Annotated in this window: 8 protein-coding genes; 2 read left to right on the plus strand and 6 right to left on the minus strand. The window is 35.9% G+C overall.

The window, feature by feature from the left end:
• Positions 1-222 precede the first annotated feature (222 nt).
• Both AC13CQ_RS10505 and AC13CQ_RS10510 read left to right on the plus strand, forming a co-directional pair.
• On the plus strand, positions 223-573 hold the full coding sequence (locus AC13CQ_RS10505) for a helix-turn-helix domain-containing protein (RefSeq protein ID WP_474507562.1): 351 nt from the start codon (positions 223-225) through the stop codon (positions 571-573).
• The gene (locus AC13CQ_RS10510) at positions 567-1,874 is read left to right on the plus strand and encodes a type II toxin-antitoxin system HipA family toxin (RefSeq protein ID WP_474507561.1); all 1,308 of its coding nucleotides are present in this window, start codon (positions 567-569) and stop codon (positions 1,872-1,874) included. Before AC13CQ_RS10505 ends, AC13CQ_RS10510 begins: the two co-directional genes overlap by 7 nt.
• 48 nt (positions 1,875-1,922) lie before the next feature.
• Here the strand turns inward: AC13CQ_RS10510 and AC13CQ_RS10515 are convergent, their stop codons facing one another.
• The 6 genes from AC13CQ_RS10515 to AC13CQ_RS10540 form a co-directional block, all read right to left on the minus strand.
• Complete coding sequence (locus AC13CQ_RS10515; protein WP_474507560.1) at positions 1,923-3,368, minus strand: type IV secretory system conjugative DNA transfer family protein; 1,446 nt, start codon at positions 3,366-3,368, stop codon at positions 1,923-1,925.
• Positions 3,365-4,399: a MobB family relaxase gene (gene mobB / locus AC13CQ_RS10520; RefSeq protein WP_482882876.1), complete on the minus strand. Its 1,035-nt coding sequence runs from the start codon at positions 4,397-4,399 to the stop codon at positions 3,365-3,367. The genes AC13CQ_RS10515 and mobB overlap by 4 nt, the downstream gene beginning before the upstream one ends.
• A complete protein-coding gene (locus tag AC13CQ_RS10525; RefSeq protein WP_482882878.1) occupies positions 4,368-4,949 on the minus strand; it encodes a BfmA/BtgA family mobilization protein in 582 nt (193 codons plus the stop codon). Before AC13CQ_RS10525 ends, mobB begins: the two co-directional genes overlap by 32 nt.
• Positions 4,950-5,347: 398 nt before the next feature.
• The gene (locus tag AC13CQ_RS10530) at positions 5,348-5,545 is read right to left on the minus strand and encodes a hypothetical protein (protein WP_482882879.1); all 198 of its coding nucleotides are present in this window, start codon (positions 5,543-5,545) and stop codon (positions 5,348-5,350) included.
• A 23-nt stretch (positions 5,546-5,568) separates the two neighbouring features.
• Complete coding sequence (locus tag AC13CQ_RS10535) at positions 5,569-6,018, minus strand: JAB domain-containing protein (RefSeq protein ID WP_482882880.1); 450 nt, start codon at positions 6,016-6,018, stop codon at positions 5,569-5,571.
• 69 nt (positions 6,019-6,087) lie between these two features.
• On the minus strand, positions 6,088-6,432 hold the full coding sequence (locus AC13CQ_RS10540) for a single-stranded DNA-binding protein (RefSeq protein ID WP_008610593.1): 345 nt from the start codon (positions 6,430-6,432) through the stop codon (positions 6,088-6,090).
• Between the last annotated feature and the right edge of the window lie 297 nt (positions 6,433-6,729).

The following is a 6,729-nucleotide window of genomic DNA, read 5'->3' on the forward strand; positions in this document are numbered from 1 at the left end:
TTGGAGGTTCAGTATCTGAAACCTTAATTGCATAGTTCAATTTTCCGATGAAGAATAAATATATTAATTAATGTAAAACAATAAAATTGAATGATATATGATGCATTAAATAACTTAAAATAGTTTAATGAATGATTCATCATAAATAACTAATCTATTATTTCATTATTTTTCATTATATTTGAATGATTATTCATGCGTTAAAAACTAAAAAGCATTATAATGAATGATAAATTAGAAAATAATTGGTATGCTAGTAGTGATAATGTATTAAGCAAAACCATAGGTCAGTTTATTAAACACCACCGCATAAAACAGCAATTAACTCAACAGGATGTCGCAAACAGAGCTAATATTAGCCGGTCGACCTTAAGTTTATTAGAACGCGGCGAGACCGTTACCGTGTCCACTTTGCTTCAGGTACTTAGGGCATTAAACGTATTACACATCATGGATGCATTCACAATAACTGAACCCATTAGTCCAATCGCTTTGGCAAAGAAAGAACATGCAGAAAAACAAAGGATACGACATAAAAACAAACAACAAAACGAAAACGAACTAGAATGGTAAAAACAGCCTTTGTAAAAATTTGGGGAGAAACTGTAGGTGCTGTAGCTTGGGACGAAAAACAAGAATTAGGGTTTTTTGAATACGACAGCAAATTTATTCATCACCAATGGGAACTGTCCCCACTTAAAATACCAACAACTTCTGGATCAAGAATTTTTTCATTCCCGGAAAACAGACCTACGAAGAATAGCGCCTTTAACACATTTAAAGGTCTGCCAGGGTTATTAGCTGATGTACTCCCCGACAAATATGGTAATCAATTAATCAATGTTTTCTTGGCACAGCAAGGTCGTCCAGAAAACAGCATGAACCCTGTTGAACAATTATGTTTTATAGGAATCAGAGGAATGGGCGCACTAGAGTTTGAACCAACAACACTAAAATCCAAAGCGAATACAACTAAAATAGAGCTTGATAACTTGGTCACTATCGCTAAAAAAATGCTCCAAAATCGTGAAGCTTTCAGCACCAATATAAAAAAAGATGAAGAGCAAGCCATAAAACAACTTATTACAATTGGCACGTCGGCTGGTGGCGCAAGACCAAAAGCCGTAATAGCCTATAACGAAAAAACTAACGAAGTACGTTCCGGACAAACCAATGTACCCAAGGGCTTTGAGCATTGGCTCATTAAACTGGATGGCGTAAGTGATGTTCAATTGGGTGATTCGCATGGTTACGGCCGAGTAGAAATGGCCTATTATCTGATGGCAAAAGAAGCCGGAATTAATATGATGCCTTGTGAGTTATTAGAAGAAAATGGCAGGGCTCATTTCATGACCAAGCGCTTTGATAGGGATAACAATACCAAACACCATATTCAAACTTTCTGCGCTTTAAAACATTACGATTTTAACGAGGTAAATAGTTTCAGCTACGAACAACTATTCCAAACCATGAGAGAGCTAAGACTTCCTTATTCAGATGCGGAAGAGCTTTATAGAAGAATGGTGTTCAATGTATTGGCAAGAAATTGTGATGATCACACCAAAAATTTCTCATTCTTATTAAAAAAAGAAGAACCCTGGCAATTAGCACCGGCTTATGATATTTGCCATGCCTATCGACCAGATAGTATATGGGTAAGCCAACATGCATTAAGCATCAATGGGAAAAGAAAGAACATTACAGTAACTGACTTTTTATCTGTTGCTAAATCTATGAACATTAAAAATGCCAAAAGGATCATTGAGCAGGTAAATCATGCAGTTTCTCAGTGGGAATTGTTCGCAAGTCAAACACAAGTTAACCCAATAAAAAAGAACGAAATTAAAAGCTCTCTAATACATTTTAAATTATAGGCAGACAAGAATAAACTTGATAAATTGAGGTTCTAAATGCACTACGTTTTAAGCCCCTTTAAAAATAGCCTGCACTTCCCTATGGATTTTCTGAAAATGCATAATCAGGTCTGTTTCTGATACCTGCTGTTCCTGATTAGGCTTTTCTTTTATAATAGGCTGTAATTTAAAACACACCTTTTTATCCTTCCCATCTGCAAAGGCGATAAATTCCCCTTGCTTTAATTTAAAGAATATTTCTGCTCTACGTTTAGATACTTCCCGTTCTCCTTTGGTGATGCGACTTTCAAAACTCATCCCGCTGCTTTTACTAATGCTTCGGGTTGTTGTTTTAATAATTTCAAAAAAACGTTCATAATATTTAGCCGTATCTGGGTCATTCACCTTACCAAAAAACTGGTAGGATAAATTACTTAAAATTGCTTTGCTTGCTTTATCCCCATACAGCAGATCGTTTTGAACTTTATCCTGCATCACATAGACGGTACAAATATCATAAGCCCGTAAAGTAGCTGGAATTCTATGCATATTGGGAAGCTTCAAAGTAGGCGCTTCTTCCATGAGCAAAAAAGAGGATGCTTTATTCCGCAGACTCATTTGTTTAATAATCGTATGCATAATCATAGCAATAACAGGCGAATATGTTGAATCATACTTAGGGTTATTCACAAGAGAGATCACAGCAGGATGTTCTGGATTATTAATATCCAACGGTACTTCATCTTTGGACAATACATAAAACAGTTTTTTGGAGCTAATTTTTTTAAAGGCATTAGCTAGGGTGCTTTTTACTCCAGCGGTTTGTTTTTCTGATTCGATGCCACTTATAAAGGCACTTGCCATACTTCGGGATGTCAGATCGGATTGTAATAAAGCTACCAATTGTTTGGTGTTAATAGTTTGAAATAAAGCTATGATGTGAGGTAAGGTACATAAATCAGGGTACGCTGTTTTCATTTTCCATATCATGCCACTGAGCAGCCCTTCCACGGCATCAGAGAAAAATTTGTTACTTCCAGTGTTTTCAGAAAGGTTCTGTTCCAATAAGTTCTCCATAAGGACTCGGGAGACTTCATTGACACTTTCTTCGTTTGGCAGATAATGAGGAGCGATGGGATTTACTCGAAAATGAATGTCATCAAAGGCAATGGTATAAAAAGGCATTTCCATGTTTTTGAACAGCGGATAGGCGATTTCAGTGAGCTCAAAATCTTTATAATCATGGATGACTCCACAAAACCCATGCTGACTAAAATGCTGCAAAAAATTATACACGACACTTTCCGTTTTTCCACTCCCTGCTGAACCGATAACAGAAGCCCCTCTTCGGATATTATCAATTTTAAAGTTACCGTTTTTCAGTTTGAAACGAACCTTATATTTCTTATTGATTCGGACTTGATTTTCACTTGACAACAGCCCATATATTACTGCTCCTACAAATAAACTAGGACAAACAATATAAATGATGATATGTTCAAATTCCCAATTCATATGCCAATAGATCCGGATTCAATCGCTTTACCAATCCCCTTTTTCAGTGTATTGATGGCTTTCATGGTAAGTTGGAGCTTGTTTGTTGGAATTTGGAGTAACGAAGTATTCACTCCTGTTTTCTGTAACAATTTAAATGCCATAGCCCTTTCGTTGGTGGGGAGTTTTGTAATAGTGGAAAAGTATAGCTTCGGGTCTTTTAAAAAGGTTTTTCTTGCTTTATAACGCTCCACATAATTTCTGTTGTAATTAAATAAAGTATCAAAGGTCTTTTCAGCATTCTTATAGAATGCATCCCGATCAAAACCTCGCTTCACCATCTTGCCGTTCATTTCCACTTCAGAAGCTTTGTATTTACTGCCTGGAGAAAGGCTATAGCAGTTTGATGTATCTTTACGGCTAACAATAATATGAATGTGACTTTGAGGACCTGGTTTGAGCATCCCAGGAACAATTCGTTTTCCATTCAATTGATGTGGTACTTTCTGTTCTAGATGATTGATCTGTCTTTGAAGCTTTTTAATATTTCCTCGCACTTCTCCTCGCTCAATCCGTCGAATATCCTGTTTCAACTCTAATATTTGAGAGGCATAGGGTTGATTTTCCCGAATCTGTTTATCGGTTTCTTTAAAGGTACGTTGTCGTTCCACTTTAGCATAATATTTAATATCATCAATACTTATTGGCTTCCCGTCAATTTCCCGATTGAAGGCTTTAGCATAGGTTTTCATAGCTTCTCTAGTGTACTGTTTTAAAGCTTCAGGAGCATCCCCAATAGCTTTAAGTTCCCGCTGACTTGGATTCAATGTAATGGAATAAAATTTGGGCTCTGTTTTTTTAAGTTTAGCTGTATTGCTATCAATTTCTTTGATAACCTCTTCTGCGGATATCTCGTTATGATGTTGATCAAAAAACTGTTCTAGTTCAGGCATGGGTTTCCCTTCATTCTCTTTTTCGAGATAATCCACAAAAGCGGCTGCACTTTGTCCAAAATTCCCACTAAGACTTTGTGCGGTAATGGTGATGTACATGATTCAACGATTTTTTAAAGTTTTCCAATTCATTTTTATCCATATCCAGTTTATGATATCCTTTTCCAAAAGTTCCTTTTACATAGTTTAATTGATTCCATAGCTCCTCTACCCTATTTTTATAGTGACTCAGTTCCTTTTGCATCTGCTCATAACGATTTCGGTAATGTTCTAATTCGGCATCTCTGGTTAAGAGTTCGGGAGTACCAAAATCAAATCTTCCCTCCTGTTCTTTCCATTGTTTACTGTGGGATTCCATTTGAGAAACCTCTTGAAATAAAATATCCAACATTGCTTTGGTGGGTAGAGTTTGCTCTTTTTCAATGTTTCGAATGATGGCTATCAGGGCATTAATACGTTTTTTGGTATCATCCTTTTTCACTCCAAGATTCTCATTTGGAGAAAGGTTATTCCACTTAAAAAAGTTAAGCATGGCTTCTAAGGTTTCCGAATGTGATTTGGAAACTTCTTTGGAAAATGCCCGAAAGCGCTCGGCAATATCTTTCTTGACATTGATTCCAGAAAAGCCATATGTTGAAAATTTCTTCATTTTTGCTGCAAAAAATTACCTGTTTATCATGGGTTTCAGAGGTTTTGCTGCAAACCCCTGGAAATCAGCACAATTAAATTGTTTTTAATTAATTGATAATCAATTAATTAAAATCTAAAAACAAATCGGAACACCGCAACGCGTGTTATCCTCTTGCTACTCCTTTTTGTCCCGCAGGGACAAAATTCATACATCCCACCAAGGTGGGTGTCTTATTTCAATTGTGTGATATGGTCATATAAGGAAAGTCAAATCGTTCGTTTGGAAAGCTGTCAAAACGAACCTATTTTTATGACCAAAAAGGCTGTTGCCTTATGTTTTAAAGATACTCATTTCAAGGGATTACCCATAAAAAAAGCCCATCATAATGGATGGGCGTGATTGGTGTTATTTGCTATTTAGATATTGAAAACATACTTATAATTGTATAGATTTCGTATCGCTTCTTCTTCCAATAGGGATTCATAACTCACATAGTGTTCCCTAGCGTAGTTCTTTAATTGTTTCCCAAATCGATTTTCCACATCTTTTTTGGACATGGAAAGCAACCGATTTTGGGTTTCGTTATCGAGGTTATTGTAATTCAAATAGACCATTATAGTATACTTTAAAATTCAATTTATAACAAACCATTATCTGCAAAACTGAAGTACTTCCCATCGGGGCTTAAAATAATATGGTCTAATACTTTCACATCAAGATACGAACCTGCTTTTTTGATTTTTTGTGTAATTTCTTTATCCTGTTCACTGGCTTTTAGTGTGCCACTGGGATGGTTATGACATAAAATTACAGCTGTAGATAAACTTTTTAGAATTACAGCATATAAAATTCTAATATCCACTAAAGTGCCCGTGATACCACCTATGGAAAGCGTATAGATTCCTTTTACCTTATTGCTATTATTTAACAATAAGACTTTAAAAGTCTCTTGTAAGGCGATGGTATTCATATCAAAGGATTGTAAAAGAATAGCAGCAGCTTTGCTACTACTGGAAATAGTTGTTTCACAACTGGTCAAAAAACTTTCTTTATACGAGAGTTGAATTTCATTAACTTTGTTTAACATAACTATTCAATTTTAAATTGATCCGAAATAGTTAAATACAGCAGGTCGGGGGACCTGCTGTATTGCTTTTTAACTTGCTTGGTTTCCACCAAGAAATAAAATCTCTGAGACGATAACCTCGGTTACATAGCGTTTTACGCCTTCTTTGTCTTCATAGGAACGTGAGGATAGTTTTCCCTGTACGGCTATCTCTTTACCCGTAAATACATAGTCTTCGATAAGAGAAGCCACTTTCCCCCAGGCAACAAGTTGATGCCAATCGGTATTGGTTTGTTTTTCTCCTTTGGAGTTTTTAAAGTTCTCATTAGTTGCTAGGGAAATTCTAGCTACTTTTTTGCCATTGTCTAAAACGGTTACTTGTGGTTCTTGCCCTACGTTTCCGATAAGTTGCACTTGATTTTTTAAAGTACTCATAATTAAAAAATTTAAAAGGTTACTAAATGCCCTTTGTCTGCAAGCCTTTGAGTGAAGTTCTTTAGCAATGAAGTTTCTTGAATTTTTCACTAGACTAAAAAATAGTGTTCAGTATTTCATTTAAAAGATTCATCCTATTAATAAGCTAACATTTTAAGGGGTGTTTGTTTGCCTTCTTGCGTGCATAGCACTTATAAAAGCAGTAGGTTCTGTCAAGACTTTTGAGCAGAAATCAGGAGTGTCTGCTGACGCCAGTAAATCCTAGGATTTACAAGGAAGTAGAAACCTTATTTCTAA

This window comes from Galbibacter sp. L-19, from assembly GCF_056857615.1.